Source organism: Prevotella heparinolytica, from assembly GCF_004342845.1.
Lineage (GTDB): Bacteria > Bacteroidota > Bacteroidia > Bacteroidales > Bacteroidaceae > Bacteroides > Bacteroides heparinolyticus.
This window is the reverse complement of sequence record NZ_SLXB01000004.1, coordinates 145,899-162,454: the sequence shown is the minus strand read 5'-3', so window position 1 is coordinate 162,454 and position 16,556 is coordinate 145,899. Positions and strand designations below refer to the sequence as shown.

Here is a 16,556-nt window from a genome sequence, read left to right as displayed (position 1 = left end):
ATTTGAAATAAGGGGGCTTGTCCGAAAAAAGAAATACTCCCAACACGTAATAGTTAACGAGTTGGGAGTAGATAATTATGGTTTAGCGGACAGTAATATATCGGAACAGGAAAAAGGTCTGTCAAAAAAACGGAAAGCCCCGATAGCTTCGTGATGCTATCGGGGCTTTCTTTTCATAAAACCGCTCTTCGATTCTCCTTTCTTATTCGGCCAAGATACCTATTTCCGCTCCCGACGCATAATCCTGCCCGTGTTGCTCGCTCAAAGCCATGAAACGGATGTAGCGTGCTTTCACCGGTTTGTCAAAGCGTACGGTCTTTTCTTTCCGGTCGTTCTCGAAGCTGCCTTTAGCCACGGGATCGCTCCAAGTTTTGCCGTCGGTACTGATCAGGATGCTGTAATCCTTCACGTTTCCGTTGTCGCTGTCCTGCCGGGGCAGATAAGTGACGCCTTTGATTATCTTCGCATCCTTGGCATCCAAATCTATCCAATGCGGATATTTGGCAAGGGTCACGGAGTACATGGTATGCCAAATGGTTCCGGCATCTCCGTCGGTCAGGTTCGTGGCTTCTCCGCCATCGGTTTCCTGACTGCTGGCGTTTATCACTTCAGCCTGCACTTTCTCTATCTTGCCGAATGTTTGCGATGCCTTGATGCCGGGAGTCGACTTGAACCATGCCGTCACGTTGCCGCCTTCGCGCATCGGGATAGGAGCGTTGTAGATTCTCGCTTTCTTTTCTTTCCCCACAGTGTAGCATATCTCGGCTTCGGGGCGTGTGGATACGAATGTCACATCGCCTGCTTCGTTGCGCACGATGTTCAGCGGAATCTCTCCGCCGGCAGCCACTTGTGCGGCTGCACTCAGGTCGTGCGCTGCCGGACGGATGATGAAACCGAACGAATGCTGGCCTGCCAATATTCTGTCGTGTTTCAACGGGCCGCCTTGCCCGCAACTGTTTCCGCCCAATCCGGTAACTCCCAAGTCGAGATGCAGATAAGTGCCCGTCACCTCCGGAAGCTGATAAGGATGCCCCGCCAGAATCATCTCTGTGGCTGTATATTGCAAGGGTGCCACAGACATCTTGCCGCCGGTGGCGATGAATTGCGCTCCTGCACCTGCCTCATCGGTCAACGCACACCAACGCACGTCTTCATGGTTTGCCATGTCTTGCGGCTTGGGGAAATTGGCAAATTCATCCGCCACCTTGTTGCGGTGTATCTCGATGAACTGCCCCGTCTTACGGTCGGGATAGTTCTCGACAGGGCCGCAACCGTAGTACGTAAAGTTCTCGTATTTCTGCGGAAGTTTCATCACATAGCCCAAGCGTGGAAGTATCAGCGTAGGACGGTTGGACGTAATGCCTGCCTGAAGTTCTATCGAACCGTCGCGATAGACCGTCCATACCTGATTGGTGGTAAATTTAAAGTCGTTCTCGCCGAACTTCCGGTCGGTCAGTTCCTCTATCTTGTTCTTACCGCTGGATGTTCCGCCCAGAATGCGTGCGGCATTGGGAGCCTGGGATTCCACGGTGAAGGCCAATACCACAGCCCCGTCGGCACGTTGCATGGTGGTGGCGCGCACCACCTTGTGTTGCAGGTTGTGCAACCCGTTTTCAAACCAACCGGCATACACCCAGTTGTCGTTGTTGACGAAAGCACGGAAAGCATCCAACTTCGGCCCGTTTCCGTCGGCAATGATAGTCTCGCCTTTGTATTTCAAGCGATGAATGCTTCCGGTTTGCGTGTCGAAACAAGCTTCGAAATCCTTACCTTGTACGTCAGTGAAACGTCCGTCCGTCTTGCCGGTAATGAGCTCTCCGGCATTTGCGGTCAACGTACCCATGCCAGGCAGATTGCCTGCCGGCTTCAAGGGGAGTTGCTCCTCCGCCATCACATAGCCCTTTTCCGCCCAAGGCTGCGCCTCTTTCAAGAGGAACTGTACTTTCACGAAATATTCGGCGGCGGGTTTCAACGTTTCATATTTATAAGGAATCCGCACGAGAGCGCGGCTGCGTGGAGCAACTGCAACGTGAGGCAGCATGCCGTTCTGCACCTCCACACCGTTTTCGTAAAGCGACCAACGCACTTCATAGTCGCCGAGGTCTTTGAAATAGTATTTATTGAAGATTTCAAAACTGCCCTGCTGCACATCTTTGGCTTGCACACCGATATGCTGATATACTTTCTTCACCTCATAGTATTGCGGTTTGGGCTCGAGGTCGGCAAAGACGATGCCGTTCATCACGAACTGTCCGTCGTTGGGCGTGTCGCCGAAGTCGCCGCCGTAAGCCATGTATCGCTTGCCGTCGGGGGTATAGTTGTACAAGGCTTGATCCACCCAGTCCCAGATGGCTCCACCGCAGATATAGTTGGAGCTTTCGATGGCTTCCCAATAATCCACCAGATTACCCACGGCATTACCCATGGAGTGTGCGTATTCAGAGATGTGGAACGGGAACTTCTCGTCCGTAAGGCCCTTGGCGCGCAAGCGGGTTTTGCTGATGGAGGGGTATTGATCGGAACCCATATCCACAATGTCGTTGTTACGCTCGTATTGCACCGGTCGGGAAAGGTCGAAAGCCTTCAGGGCATTATAAGCGGTTACGAAATTCTTTCCCGGCCCGGCCTCGTTGCCCAGCGACCAGATGACGATAGAGGGGTGATTGACATTGCTGTGCACCATCTCCATCACGCGTGCCACGTGCGCCTTTTCCCATTCCACGGGGTGAGAAAGGGATGCTTTGCCGTAATAATACTGATGCGATTCCAAATTGGCTTCATCTTCCAGATAAATGCCGTATTTATCGCAAAGATAGTACCAATAAGGGTCGTCGGGATAGTGCGAATTGCGCACGTGGTTGATGTTGGCACGTTTCATCAGCATCACTTCCTTCTCCATCTGTTCGCGTGTGATGGCATGTCCTAATGCGGGATTCGTCTCATGGCGGTTCACACCTTTCAGTTTCACCGTTTTCCCGTTGATGTAGTAATAGCGTCCGGCCAGTCCGAATTCATCTTCAGAAGCCGGCGTGTCCTTGATTTCCACTTTGCGGAATCCCACATAGGCAGAAACGGTTTCCATGGTGCGCCCTTTCTTGTCTTTCAGTTCGCCCACCAATGTGTAGCGGTGAGGCGTCTCTGCCGACCACAGCAGAGGTTTCGGCAGTGCCAGTGTGGTTTCACAGGTGACGACGCCCTCTTTGCCCACGGGCACGATGGAAGCAACGGCCGCAACATTTGCCAACGGCGTGTTCTCGTCCGAATAAAGCTTGTTGGCATAAAGCGAATAGACCATGCTGTAGCCTTTTGCCTCTTTCTTGTCCAGATTGCGAATATCGGCCTTGATGGAGAGTGTACCCTCGTCGAAGGCGGAATTCAGGTCGGGGATAACCACCAAGTCGCGCACATGCAGCTTCGGAACGGAGGTGAGTGCCACCGTACGGAAAATTCCCGGCAGGCGGAACATATCTTGCGCTTCGAGGAAAGAAGCGTCGGAACTACGATAAACAGCCACGGCCACCGTGTTTTTTCCGGCTGTGAGGTAAGGAGTGATGTTGAAGCTCGCCGTGTTTCGCGAGTTTTTGGAGAAGCCCACGTATTGCCCGTTTATCCAAAGATAAAAGAAAGAATCCACCCCGTCGAAGTTAATGAATACTTTGCGGCCGTTCCAGCCGGCAGGCAACGTAAAATCACGGCGGTAAGACCCCACTTCGTTGCGATGCTTGTAGGTGGTCCAGTGGGCAGGCGGTGTGCGCATCACTCCTCCGCGCCAGTCGTCCACCGCCACTTTATGCTGGAAAATGACAGGCTGGTTCACGTAGATGGGCGTGCCGTACTTCTGCGTGCCGTCTTTCTGTATGCCGTAAATGTTCCAGCTCGAGGGCACGTGGATGTCGTCCCAAGCCGACACATCATAGTCCGTGCGTTGGAAGTCTTTCGGACGCTCATCGGGATTGGGCACCCACTTGAATTTCCAGTCACCGTTGAGACTCATCCAATAAGCGCTATGCTCCGGCAAAACTTTCCGGGCGGAGACAACGTCGGCAAAGGAAAAGAAAGTGGCGCGAGGTTGCTCTTTGTTCAGGGCCAATCGCTCGGGCGACTCCCATTCCTTCCCGTCGGGTGCTTGGACTAACGCGTATTGAAATCCGCCCAGACTGTCTCGAACCGCGAATGCTGCCGAAACAAACGACTCAAACAACAAAATGATGACAAGTAGCTTTTTCATAAAATTAAAAGATTGTTTCTGTATCAAAATAGTTAGAATTTATTTTAAAGGTTCTCACTCGTTATATACTTTCAAGTTCCAGATTATGCTGTTGAATGTCCCGGCTTCCTTGAGCGGGAACAGAAGCGTACGTACATAATACATCTTCTTTATCTTCTGACTATCGTTTTGCACGAAATCGCGGCGCAGGATGTTGAGTTCTTCCCGCAACTTGCCGTCTACATAAAGCCGTGTCGATTTATTGTCCCCTTCGATGGAAATGGAGACTTTCTCACCCGGCATCACCCGGTAGTTGAAGGTATTGAGATAACCATCGCGCGCAAAGCCCATCATTCCACTTATTGGGTCGGCAAGGTAGAATTCGGCATCGGGCGAGCGGAACAGCACGGCTCCTTTCGACTCTTCGCGTCCTTCCACATCAAAGGAAACACGATAACCGTATCCTATTTCGCGATAAGGGGTGGTAAAGCCCGGTTTCAGTTCGGAGAGTTCGTACACCAATCCTTTCGTCGAACCGATACGCCCCAGCCGGTTTACTCCCGGAGCTTCGCTCAACGCCAGCCTCTTTTCTTCAAAATCATCGTAAGACCAAGAAATGTTTTCGCCCGTCCACATCTTGACAGCCAATGTTTGCAAAGCCGGATACGTGCGATGGTGAATATCTTGCACCGAAATACCGTTCCCCACATGGTCGTTCCATACGGCGAACATGCCCCCAAGCAAATTCGGATGACGTTCCTCTATCTTTACGGAATTGATTTGCGCCGGTGTCCAGCTCTCATACAAGCGCTTCGTATTCAAGTAGTCGTAATAGTATCCGGCAGCAGGTACGATATACGTCAGTCCGTCGGGAATACTGACTAATTTGTAGCCCAAGTCGAGCATCTCAAGCGGATTGGCATAATCATTAGACCAAGCATCCATAACAACATTGTCTACTTTCACCGGGGTGCTGCCTTTGGCATGCGTCAGCGATCCCCAAATAACGGCCTGCTTGCCGAAGCTCTCCACATATCTGATGTAGCGGTCGGTAAAAGCCCTGAACCGTTCCACCACAGCTTTGTCTTTGTTGGAATACTCGTCCGTGCCGATGTGCACCTGCGATCCTCTGAATACGGGTTGCTCTCCTTCCAGATATTCCTTAAACAGCGCATCCACAAAGGTATAAGTTTCCGGGTTGAACAGGTCGAGATGATCCATGCCATACTCTTTACTGCCGATGGACGGTTTGTACCGGGTAAACGCCAACGCATGCGCGGGCACGTCTATCTCGGGGATGATATTGATGCCCATCTTTCCGGCCTCTTCCTGCAAGGCTATAAATTCCTTTTTGGTGTAGTGCCCGTCTCTTGCGGTCAGCCCCGGATAAGTGTCGCACTCCAAACGGAAAGCGGCATACGTCTTGTTCCAATCGTTTTCAAAGTATTCTTTGAAACCATTATCGTTGAGATGCACCTGCAAAGTGTTCATCTTGTAGTAGGCCATCACTTTGAGGAGGTCTTTCAGATAGGCCATCGGTATGAACTTCCGTCCGCAGTCTATCATGAATCCGCGCACGTCGTAGTCGGGTGAGTCGGTTATGGTGCCTTTGGGCAGCCGATGCTGTCCGTCTTGTTCAGCTATTTGAAGCAGGGTGCGGGTAGCCATATAAAGCCCTGTGGCATTTGAAGCGGACACTTCGATGCGGTCGGCTATGCGGACACGATACCCCTCCCTACCCCGGTCGGGTTTGGACTCCAAGCGGAAACGGATGCTTCCTTTCGTTTTGGCACCGGGCTGTATGCGAGGAGAGAAACCGAACATCAGCCTACAATCATCGGCAAACATCTTCGCCACTTCGGCCACATCAGGATTACTCGCATCGAAAGCAAGCAAGGTTTGAGCGTTTAAGTCGAAGTGCCCTTCAGCCCCTTTCCACCCTTTCAGTTCGGGGATGGTGAAAGGCTTGGGATTAACTTCCGCTCGCACAGAGGAAACAGAGGAAACAGAGAAAAGCAAGGCTGCAACAGCCATCAACAATCGGATGTTTTTAAGGATAATCATGGTATTTTTTATAGCAGTTATAAATATTTTTTTACTAAAGATTTACTTATAAGGTTATAGTACGTAAAGATGATAAATCTACACAATAAATTATGCGTATGGCGTTTTTGTTTATATAGTATTAACTCTTTTATACGAATCTCATACTGACAACTTTACGAAAAGTATCTCTTTCGGTGGGCATAGCGAAAGACCAAGGCGTGCTTTCTAAAGAGAAAAGGGCGTGTGCGACATCGGACGACGCACACGCCCTACGTTTGTCTGCTAAAAAACGTCGGTAGGAACAGCTATTCGTTATACACTTTCAGATTCCGGACGATGCTGTTGAATGTTCCGGCCTGCTCCAACGGGAAGACAAGCGTGCGCACATGGTACATCTTCTTCGATTTCTGCGGATCGTCCTGCACAAAGTCCAACCGGCGTATATGCAGTTCCTCCTGCAATTTACCGTTCACATACAGACGGGTCGATTTATTATCTCCCTCAATGGCGATGGATGCCTTTTCACCCGGCATCACCCGGTAGTTGAAGGTATTGAGATAACCGTCACGGGCAAAACCCATCATCCCCGATATAGGGTCGCAGAGGTAGAACTCCGCATTGGGCGAGCGGAACAGTACCGTCCCTTTGCTCTCGTTACGCCCTTCCACGTCGAAAGATACCTTATAATTATAGCCTATTTCCCGGTGAGGAGTTACAGAACCGGACGCCAAGAGAGTCTGTTCATACACCAATCCTTTCACCTTGCCGATACGTCCCAGTTGATTGACGCCGGGTGCTTCGCTCAAAGCCATTCGCTTTTCCTCGAAAGCCTCGTAAAGGCAGGCCGTGCCGACTCCCGTCCACATCTTCACGGCCAGCGTCTGCAAGGCCGGGTACGTGCGGTGATGAATGTCTTTCACCGAAATGCCGTTGCCCACGTGGTCGTTCCATACGGCAAACATGCCGCCAAGCAAACTCGGATGACGCTCCTCAAGTTTCACATCGCCAATTTGCGCAGGCGTCCAGCTGTCATACAGACTCTTTGTGCTCAGGTAATCGTAATAGTATCCGGCAGCAGGTACAATATATGTCAGACCGTCGGGGACGCTTATCAGTTTGTAACCTTGCTCAATCATATCTATCGGATTTGCATAGCCGTTGTACCAAGCATTCATGACGACGTTGTCCGCTTTCACCGGAGTTTCGCCTTTGGCATGCGTCAGCGCTCCCCAAACTACGGCTTGCTTCCCGAAGCTCTCTACATACCTTATGTAATGGTCGGTGAAAGCTCTGAACTTCTCCACCACCTGTTGGTCTTTATTGGAATACTCGTCCGTACCTATGTGTACACGCGGCCCTCTGAACACAGGCTTTTCTCCTTCCAAGTATTCTTTAAACAGCGCGTCGACAAACGTATAGGTTTCCGAATTGAACAGATCCAGATGATCCATTCCATACTCCTTGCTTCCAATGGACGGTTTGTAATGAGTAAACGCCAGCGCATGTGCCGGCACATCTATTTCGGGTATGATTTCGACACCCAGTTTCTGTGCCTCTTCCTGAAAAGCGATAAACTCTTCTTTGCTGTAGTGCCCGTCTCTTGAGGTCAGACCGGGATATGTGTCGCTCTCCAAACGGAAAGCGGCGTAAGTCTTGTTCCAATCGTTGTCGAAGTACTCTTTGAAGCCGTTGTCGTTAAGGTGCACTTGCAGCACGTTCATCTTGTAATAGGCCATCACTTTGACCAAGTCTTGGAGGTAAGAGAGTGGTATGAACTTACGCCCGCAGTCCATCATGAATCCTCGAACCGAATAATCGGGCGAATCCGTTATTGTACCTTTAGGCAGCCGGCGCTGTTCGTCCTGTTCGGCTATTTGAAGTAGGGTGCGAGTAGCCCAATACAGCCCTTTCGCATGCGAAGCCGACACTTCTATGCCTTGGCCTATCCGTATGCGATAACCCTCTTCGCCCAAATCGGATTTCGATGACAGGCTGAAGCGTATACCGCTTTTTTTCCCACCATCGGCATTCACCTTCGGGGCGAATCCGAACATCAGCCGGCAGTCCTCGGCAAACAGCTTCGCCACTTTCTCGGCTTCAGGCTGTTTTCTATCGAAGATTATCGAGGTTTCTCCGTTCAACTCAAAATGTCCTTTGCCTCCCTTCCACTCTTTCAGTTCGGGAATGGTGAAAGGCTTGGGATTGTTTTCCGCCCGTAAAGCGGAAAAGGAAATGCACAAGATTGCTACAGCCAGCAATAATCGGGTATTTTTTAAGGTAAGCATGGTTAATAAATTGTTATGTTAGTTATTGACTGTTTTCGCTCTCTTTTGCGTACCGTCCAACAATTGCCGCTGAGTGTTTATGGGAGCAGTAATCAGTTCGGGAACATTGAATGTATAGGTACATGTGTTGTAAAATTCAGGATCTTCTTGCGGCAGGAGAAAAGGTTTGCCTGCCCGTCCTGTTTCAGGGTCGAAAGCCGCGAAGAAAAGGCGTGCCCATAGTGTGTCCAACCGCTTGCTGCTGAAGACAAACCAATATCCTGACGAAGACCAAGTATGATAACTGTCCACGTCGTTGCTGTTCACTTCGTCCAATGCCCGGACTTGCTTGGTTTCCAGCTCCAACAAAAACAAGTCGCTTTCCGCATGCCAGATGGAGAAATTGCCGTAATCGGATTGAGTAAACATCAGGTATTTGCCGTTCGGAGAGATACGCGGATGAGATACCGACTTGCCTATCGAAGAGGCTTCATACACACATTCCAAATCATACAGCCTTTCTTGTTTCTTGTCAAATCGGATGCGATACAAGTCGTAGCGGATGCTGTCTAAAGAAGTATTTTTCCGATAAGCCTTCGCTCTGCAAAAGTAAAGGTTCTCCCCATCAGGACTCCAAGTCGGGAATGTTTCCATATACGCTTTCGTGTATACCAGCGAATCGGTGAATATCCGATTCGTTTCGGTGTCATAGATGACAATATCGGATTCCAAGTCGGAGACTTCTACCATTTTCTTTCCGGCGGAGTGGAAAAACTGTTGTACCTCATTCATGGAAAAAGCCAAATAGCGACCGTCGGGATTCCACGAGGGATAAGTCGCTCCGTTCTTGAATCCCTCCGGTTTCAGGTTTGTTTTTTCAACCTTACCGTTCTTGTAAATCAGTGTTCCTCCGTCTTTACCCCGAATATGCATCATCATGTTGTCGGGCGAATGCCGAGAGAAAGAGTGGCAGTTGACGCATTGTCTCCCGAAATCGCGATTCTCCACAACGGGAGTTTGCTCATGAGAAGTCAGGTCGCGTTGATAAATTCCCATTTCATTCCATAATTCATAGCCGGGGTAGAGAAGCCGGTAAACCAGACAGGGGTCGATAGGGTGAGTTGAAATCCGGTTGACGATGTCTGCATAGCCCGTCCATTTCTCACCTTGCAGCACACTGATACGGAAAAATATATCCTCCCCTTTGGCTTCTTGTAATAATTGTTTCCATTGCTTTGCCGGAATCCTGATGGTAGGCTCATCATTGCTTATAATCATCTTAACGGCCGCACCGTATCCTATTTCCGCCTGATAAGCCGTTCCGTCTTCTTTTATGACAAAGTTCGGAGGAGCGATATTGCATGGAAACACAACATTCGTATAGTCGGGATATATCTGAGGAACAGCCTCGCGATAAGCGTCGGGCTTATGATGGCGTGCGCATCCTCCGAGCAGGAAGAGAGAACCTATGATATAGATATGTAGGAAAAAGTTTTTCATGGATAAACCTGTATTACTGCATTATCAATTTGTGAGAACCTTATTGCCGTAGGGACTGATGTAATTCAGGTAAAACCAATACGTATTACCGAATTCCCGTTGCAGTTCATTCATCTGATTCTTTTCGGCCAAGTGATAGTAGCGTTCAAATCGACGCTTTGTTTCTTCGCTTACGCGAAAGCCTACTTTAGCGAACTCCTCTTCGGGAACTCCCAATTCATATACATACAGAGCTTCTTCATAAATCCGGGGCAGTTCAGGGTAAGAGAAGTTGCATATGTATTTCAGCGACTTGGCAAATTTTTCTACATGGTTGCTCAACAGCAAGTGACTCATCAGATACTCGAAAGCCATCCGGTTGGCCGTATCTTTCTCACACAGATAGTTCAGTTCCGGACCTATGTTGACGACATTCGAGAAGCGTGCCGGAACATCGTTCACTCCGATCAATGCGTTGTAGGGTAATTCATCGGATGCCTCCTTTGACTGCTGCTCCAATGAGCAGGCGGCATCACTGTAAAACAAGGATTGCTTAAGCACATTGATGAAACGTTGCGCCACCTGGGGACGCTGAACCGCAAGGTTGTAGCGTGCCAAGTTGAGCAGATGCGGAGCAGTCTCGCCCCATACCACCATTGCCTCGAACTCCCATCGGTGAGCTTCGTTCAGGTGGCCCAGTTCTTCGTAAAGCACGTGTCCGTATTCACTCTCCCTGCTGTTGGCATTCCACGGGAAGTACAGGCCTTTTACTCCCAAGGCCTGCGGATAATCGAACAATCGGTAAGGCATTTGCCCGGCGTGATATAAGGCCATGTTGTGGTAATAAGAGATTAATTGGTTGCTTCTGCCTCTGCGCAGATAGTTTTCGGTATACTCCATCACCTTGTCCCATTGTTTTGCCTTTGCAAACTGGTCGGTACGGAGCATGATACGTTCGCTAACGTTATACTGTTTTATGAAATAATAGTAACCGCCTGCCGTATAAAGCGCCAAAAAGAGGCACACAATGCCGATGCTTATGGCCTTGCGCTTGGGCAGAAAACGAACAATCGCCGGATTAATGTTTACGAACCGCCCGGCAACGGATAGCAGCATGTTGGCCAGCAATAAGGCGAAGAAACTTCCTGTTACGATGTTCAAAGTGTGGTCTACAGACATGGTATGAAGGAAGAGGGCAAGCGAAGGAATCACCGCCAAGTTCATCAGGTCTTCAGATTTGAAGACAATTCGGTACAAACGGTCGGTGAGATAGTAAACTCCTGCCAAAAGAAAGGCCAAAAGGGCGCTTCCCCATGTGGGATGAAAGAAAAACTGTATGAAGAAATTAGTGGCATACGACAAGAAACCCTCCGACAGAACGGTACGGTGGAAATATGCCGAAGAGAAAAGAAAAAGATGATGTTGCTCATGATAGATAATCACATGCGACAATGCTCCTTGATAACACAAAAAATAGGCTATGAAAAGTGTGGCAAATACGATATACTTTAAAAACCTCATCATCGGGAATATTGAATTATAGGGGTGTCCCGAGTGTTTCCGGACACCCCAGTTGTTACATTCACGGTTTTCTTAGTTCGGATAACCGAGGTTTTGAGTCAGATTGGAGTTCAAGTCACGTTCGGATTGCGGAATGGGATACAGATAATTGTGATCCTCGTATTTGCTACCCGTAAGTTTGATATTTTCTCCTTCATAAAGGATGCAAATCTTTCCCCCGTCTCCATCCACGGCACTCGAAGAATCTACCAACTTATATTTCAGTCCCAAGAACGGAGCGTTCAACACCTCTTTGGCAATTCCCCAACGACGGATGTCCCATTGGCGTTTGCCTCCTTCGAGGGCAAACTCTACACGCCACTCGTTGCGGATGCGCTGACGTAGGGCATCTTGTGTGCCGCAATACGTTGGTTTACTTGCATCCTTATTCTGTAAATCCGGCATGCCCACACGCTTTCTTACTTGGTTCACAGCATCAAATGCAGTGGGGTCAAGTGGAGACAACTCATTCTGTGCCTCGGCATACGTAAGCAACATCTCTGCATAACGGATCAAGACAGCGTCTTTGCCCATATCCCATCCCTGTGAAGAGGGTTCGATAGAAGGATCAAGCCATTTCTGTTGATAGTAGCCCGTGGCAGTAGCGTCACCGTGCTGGCCAATACCCGTCACTCCCGAAGATTTCAAGGGAGCTACCTTTATATTTACGCCATACATTGATTCACCATCGTGCAACACATTTACCTCCAAACGCGGGTCTCTGTTTTCGAAAGGCTTCTTCTCGTTATAGATTTTTGACTTTGCTATCGGTGCCCCTTCTATATCTTCAAAAGCATCTACAAGACTCTGCGTTGGGTCAATACCTCCCCATCCTTTGGTGGGGAAAGCTTCCCAGCCAATCAGAAACCAACTGTTTTCCGACTCCTTGAACTGTCTTACCAAAATGAATTCTTCGCAGCCGTCGGCTTTCTCCCAGAACAGTTCCTGATATTTTCCGGTATTCTCTTTGTCGTATAACGCATACTCGCCCAAATCCATAACTTTCTTGGCATATTCTGCCGCTACGTTCCATTGGCTGTAATAGAGAGCCGCTCTCGCTTTCATGGCCATGGCCGCTCCTTTGGTGATGCGGCCGTAGTCTGCCGCAGGCCAGCTTTTGGGCAGATATTCTATGGCCTTGTCGAAGTCGGCCATCATCTTGGTATACACTTCATCACGAGGCATACGCTTCACATCGGCTTGGTCGGCTAAAGCAAGCGGCGAGTCGGTGTAGGGTACATCTCCAAACTGCTGTATCAAGGTGAAGTATTGGAATGCTCTGAAGAAGTGGGCTTGTCCCAGCACCTTGTTCTTCTCGGCAGTGTCATAGTTGACTATATTGTCTATCTTGGCAAAGACTGTATTGGCCTTACGTATGGCAGCATAGTTATCCGACCAACTGAAGTCCGACGGGTCATAGATACCTATAGAGACGTTTCCTGCAGCCCATTTAATACCATGCACCGCATCATCCGAGTTGATGGCGTCGTCCACGTCCCAGTAAGGCAATGACCTATAGAGGTCAGATACCGCCATTTCAGCATCTTTAGGCGCTTTCCAATAACTGTTGTCTGAAAGTTCCTCTAATGGATAACGTTCCAAGTCGACGCAGGACGTCAGTACCGGCATCGTAAATGCTATTGCATATAATATGTTTCTTATTTTCATAATTTCAAGAATGATTTTAAGGATTTAGAATGTCATTTTCAGTCCGACGGTCACTTTCTTCACATTGGAGTAGAAATTACCGCGCGTATCTGATGGTGATTCGGGATCTAAGCCTTCCAAACCGGAGAACGTAAGCAGGTTCTCACCGGCCACATATAGCTTTACGCGCTCGAACCCAATCTTGTCCAAGAAGCGTTTGGGCAGGTTATATCCCAACGAGATGTTCTTCAGGCGCACGTACGATGCGTCTTGCAGCCAGAATGACGACGTGGAGTAGTTTATCTTCGAGCCGAGAGTCAAACGCGGGTACGTAGCATTGTGGTTTTGGGGCGTCCAACGATCCAAATGTCTTTTCAACACCTTTCCGCTGTTGAAGAACGAGTAGGCGGCTTCCATCGTATAGTAGGCGTCTACATCGAACGCTCCCTGCCACAGCATGGAGAAGTCGAAATCCTTGTAGGTAGCGGCAAGGTTAAGTCCCGCCGTCCAGCTGGGGAAGTTCTGTCCGATTACTTGACGGTCGGCCGAATCAATCTTCTTGTTGCCATCCAAATCCTTGTATTTGATGTCGCCAAGTTTTTCAGATCCCGTGCGTTTGGGATAGTTCTTCAAATCATCTTCCGTGTTGAAGTATCCGTTTGCCACGTAGCCGTAGAACGAACCGATGGGATGGCCTTCCAGACGCCAGTATTTGTCGTTGTCGGGATCAACTCCTTCTGTGCCACTCATGTCAGTAATTTCATTCTTCACGTATGCCACATTGAAGTTTACGCTGTATCTGAAGTCCTTGTTCACTTGGTTATTGTGGAAGATGCTCAAGTCGAACCCCTTGTTTTCAACGCTGCCGGCATTCTGTGCGGGGGCATTCATCCCTATCACCCCCAATATGGGCAGGTAGAGCAGCATGTCGTTGGTGCGCTTCTTGTAGAGCGACAGCTCGAAACCCAGCATGTTGTTCAGGAATCCGGCTTCCAGACCCAACTCGTAGTTGGTCACGGTAGCCCACTTCAGGTTAGGATTGACGTAACGCGACTCGTAGGTAGTGGCATAGAGCGTATGGTCGAACATGGTTTTGTTGTAGGCATACGTGCCCACAGAGGGATAGATGTCGGTGTTCTTCAGCTCTTCGTTACCGGTCTTACCCCAACCAAGACGCAACTTCAGGTTGTTTATCCACTCCGCGTTGTCCTTGATGAAGGCTTCTTCCGACAAACGCCATCCGGCGGAGAAAGCAGGGAACACGCCCCAGCGGTTTTCTTTGGGGAAGCGTGACGAGGCATCGGAACGGATGTTGGCTTCAAACAGATATTTGTTCTCGTAGTCGTATTGCAGACGGCCGAAGTATGACAGACGGGCAATTTCGTGACCGCCATCGCTATTCTTTTGCGAGGAAGCGTCCAGCGTGTTTAACGATTCGGGCAAGGCATCGTTTCCGCCGCCCGTACGGCTGGTTTCCGTATATCTGTAAGTATATTCCACTTGCTCCACACCGCCCAGTAAGCCCAACGAGTGCTTACCGAAGCTCTTGTTGTAGTTTACGAGCAGTTGAGAGGTATACCAGTTCCAATTGTAGTAATGGTGATAACCTTCGCGCTTGCCTGAACTCTGGCCGCCATAGCTGTAGTCTTTCTTAAAGCGGCGACGGTCGCGGTAGTCGTGTCTGAGAGAGTAGACGCCCTTGATGCTAAGCCCCTTCAAGGGTGTAAGCGTCAGGTATGCGGTGGCATTCAGTTGCTGGTTCAATGTGCGGTCTATACCGGTTCTACCTTGTTCGGCCACCGGATTGTCTTTTCCGGGATGAACGAAATTACCATCTTTGTCCCGTATAGGATCAGTGGGCGGTATGCGGATTACATGGTGCATCAGTTGGTTAAACGTCACGAATCCATCGTTGTCAATGCCACGGTAGGCCGAAGTATTCAGCCCCCATGCCAACCAGTTGGTAATCTGTGAGTCGAGATTGATACGTCCGTTATATCGTTCATAGTTTTTATCTTGCGACAAACCGTCTTGATACAGATAGGCCAACGAGGCCATGTACGATGTTTTGTCCGTTCCGCCCGATACGGAGATACTGTGCTGCGTTTCAAGTGCGCTTTTTTTCATCACCTCGTTGTACCAGTCGGTGTCGGGGTGTCCGATGGGGTCGGAGCCGTCGCGGAACTTCCGGATATCTTCTTCCGAGAAGGGGTAAGGGTCATTGGGGTTTTCGTTCTTCACCGCCTCATTATATAACGTGGCATAATCGGCCGCTCCCAAGAACTGAAGACGTGCCGTGGGGCTTGCCCAAGACACCGTGCCCGAGTAATTTACGCGTGCTCTTTGTCCTACCTTACCTTTTTTTGTAGTAATCAAGATTACACCATTGGCTGCCTGCACACCGTAGATGGCTGATGAGGCAGCATCTTTCAGAACGGATACCGATTCAATGTCACTGGGATCGATGTTGTTCATGCTTCCCGGCACTCCGTCTACTATCACCAGCGGACTGGCGGCATTAATCGAGTTCTTTCCGCGAATGGTGATGCTACCCGATTGTGCACCGGGAGCACCGGAGTTCTGTATAGTTGTCACACCGGGCATTGTGCCGGCCAATGCCGCAGATACGCTTGCCACCGCACGACTTTCCAAAGCATCTGCGTTGATAGATGCTACAGAGCCTGTCAGGTTGGATTTCTTCTGCGTGCCATAGCCTACAACCACCACCTCGTGCAGCATCTCGGTGTCTTCTTTCAGGCGGATGTCATAGTTGCCGGCCGCATTCACCTTGACTTGGCTGTTGGTGTAGCCTATGTAGGAGATAATCAGCGTGGAGCCTGCGGGCACATTCAGCATGTAGCGTCCGTCAAGGTCGGTGATGGCACCGATGGTAGTGCCTTGCACCAACACGTTGGCACCGATGACCGGTTCGCCGGTATCGTCCGAGACGACACCCGTCACCCGCACCTCTTTCTTCTGTTGCCGGGCGGGCTCTTTTTTATTGAAAAGAGTGATTTGCAGGTTGGAAATCTCGAAACCGAGACCTGTGTTCTTCAGCAATTCTGTCACAGCTTTGCTGACGGTGGCCTGCTTCACGTTCATACTGACGGTTTGCTGCAAGTTCACTTGTTCGGCGTCATAGAAAAACGTATAGCCCGACGCTTGTTCAAATCTGTTCAGGGCTGTTTGTAGAGATAGGTTAGAGAATTGAATGGAAATCGTTTTTTCGGCTTTTCCCGTCTGTGAAAAGACATTGAGAAAGCTCAATAATAATAGAGAAATTAATAAACACAGTTTTTTATTCATATCTTTGTTAATTAGAAGTTAACTGTTGGGGCCTCTATGCTGGATAA

7 protein-coding genes are annotated in these 16,556 nt (G+C 49.5%); all 7 read right to left on the bottom strand.

Annotation, left to right across the window (positions count from 1 at the left end; genetic code table 11):
• Positions 1–202: 202 nt before the first annotated feature.
• Positions 203–4,228: a glycoside hydrolase family 2 TIM barrel-domain containing protein gene (locus EV202_RS03915; RefSeq protein ID WP_131925579.1), complete on the bottom strand. Its 4,026-nt coding sequence runs from the start codon at positions 4,226–4,228 to the stop codon at positions 203–205.
• A gap of 54 nt (positions 4,229–4,282) precedes the next feature.
• Positions 4,283–6,271, bottom strand: coding sequence for a family 20 glycosylhydrolase (locus EV202_RS03910; RefSeq protein WP_131925577.1), 1,989 nt, complete (start codon positions 6,269–6,271; stop codon positions 4,283–4,285).
• A 287-nt stretch (positions 6,272–6,558) separates the two neighbouring features.
• On the bottom strand, positions 6,559–8,538 hold the full coding sequence (locus EV202_RS03905) for a family 20 glycosylhydrolase (protein WP_131925575.1): 1,980 nt from the start codon (positions 8,536–8,538) through the stop codon (positions 6,559–6,561).
• 18 nt (positions 8,539–8,556) lie between these two features.
• Positions 8,557–10,017 (bottom strand): TolB family protein, encoded by a 1,461-nt coding sequence (locus tag EV202_RS03900; protein WP_106041150.1) that lies wholly within the window; start codon positions 10,015–10,017, stop codon positions 8,557–8,559.
• A 24-nt stretch (positions 10,018–10,041) separates the two neighbouring features.
• On the bottom strand, positions 10,042–11,520 hold the full coding sequence (locus EV202_RS03895; protein ID WP_164996518.1) for a DUF6057 family protein: 1,479 nt from the start codon (positions 11,518–11,520) through the stop codon (positions 10,042–10,044).
• Between the two features lie 69 nt (positions 11,521–11,589).
• The gene (locus tag EV202_RS03890) at positions 11,590–13,224 is read right to left on the bottom strand and encodes a RagB/SusD family nutrient uptake outer membrane protein (protein WP_106041149.1); all 1,635 of its coding nucleotides are present in this window, start codon (positions 13,222–13,224) and stop codon (positions 11,590–11,592) included.
• Between the two features lie 24 nt (positions 13,225–13,248).
• Positions 13,249–16,509, bottom strand: coding sequence for a TonB-dependent receptor (locus tag EV202_RS03885; protein ID WP_106041148.1), 3,261 nt, complete (start codon positions 16,507–16,509; stop codon positions 13,249–13,251).
• Positions 16,510–16,556: the final 47 nt, after the last annotated feature.